The 1,117-nt window shown below is 66.0% G+C and carries 1 protein-coding gene and 1 pseudogene; one reads left to right on the forward strand and one right to left on the reverse strand.

Annotated elements, in window-relative coordinates:
• A pseudogene (locus RMN95_RS06135) lies at positions 1 to 448 on the forward strand (mannitol-1-phosphate 5-dehydrogenase); the annotation flags it as partial.
• 8 nt (positions 449 to 456) lie between these two features.
• Here the strand turns inward: RMN95_RS06135 and RMN95_RS06140 are convergent.
• Positions 457 to 855, reverse strand: a complete 399-nt coding sequence (locus RMN95_RS06140; protein WP_309616060.1) for a hypothetical protein — start codon at positions 853 to 855, stop codon at positions 457 to 459.
• Positions 856 to 1,117 lie beyond the last annotated feature (262 nt).

A 1,117-nucleotide genomic window follows, 5' to 3' on the forward strand; every position in this document is an offset into this window, starting at 1 on the left:
GGCGCTCGCGACCCCCGAACTCCAGGCGGAGATTCGTGCGGTGCTGGCCGAGACCAAGGAGCTGCTGGTCGCCAAGCACGGCTTCGACCCCGACGAGCAGCAGGCCTACATCGAGAAAACGCTCAAGCGCATCTCGAACCCCGCGCTGCCCGACACCTGCGAACGGGTCGGCCGGGGCCCGCTGCGCAAACTCAGCCGGAGGGAGCGTTTTATCGGCCCCGCCTCCGAGTTGGCCGAGCGCGGGTTGGAGGTCTGGAACCTGCTCAACGCGGTGGGAGCCGCCCTGCGTTTCGACGTGGAGGAGGATGCCGAGAGCGTCGAGCTGCAGGCCCTGCTCACGGGAGGCGCGACGGCGGGGGCGCTGGCGGAGTCGATCACGGGGCTTGAGCCGGGGCATCCACTGTTCGCTCATGTCGTCGAGGTCATCGAACTGAGGTTGGCCCGGTAGTTCCTGGGCTAGAAAAAGCCGACCCACGCGATAAGCGCGATCAGCACCAGCTGGGCGGCCAGGCGCGGCCAGAACGGTATCGACAGTGACCTGAAGGTTTCGGGATGCTCGCTGGCATAGATATTCGCGGGGAACACGGCCACCAGGAACAGTACAAGCGCGAACGCTGCGGCGGCCCGCGTGACGGGAACCGCAAGCCCGATGCCGCCGAGCACCTCGCACGCGCCCGTGATGTAGACCAGGACGATCGGCCGTAGGGGCCCCGCGAACCTGAGCCGTGGCGGGATCATCTTCGCCATGAGCCTCGCCGGCTTCGGGAGGAAGTGATTCACTCCCATCGCGACGAACAGGACCACGAGCCCAACCAGCACAATGAACCGGATAATGTCGACGACGCTGGCTGTCATGGTTCCATTGTTGTCGCACGGGTCGGCAGCGAGGTGACGCGACCTTCGCCGTCATGCGCAATCGGGGCGCCTCCAGCCTGCAGTAATGTGTGCTGGGGCTGCGCAACTGCGAGCCTCATGCCCCCACCACCCAATCGAAGGACTCGATCCCGTGGCCAAGCCGATCGTGCTGATCGCCGAAGAACTTTCTCCCGCTACCGTCGATGCTCTCGGCCCTGACTTCGACGTGCGATCCGTCGACGGTACTGACCGGCCGGCTCTG

The sequence above is a fragment of the Salinibacterium sp. genome (assembly GCF_031364185.1).
Taxonomy (GTDB): Bacteria; Actinomycetota; Actinomycetes; order Actinomycetales; family Microbacteriaceae; genus Rhodoglobus.

Coding starts and splice junctions, on each gene's coding strand:
- RMN95_RS06140 (WP_309616060.1), bottom strand. CDS start 855: ATGACAGCCAGCGTCGTCGACATTATCCGGTTCATTGTGCTGGTTGGG.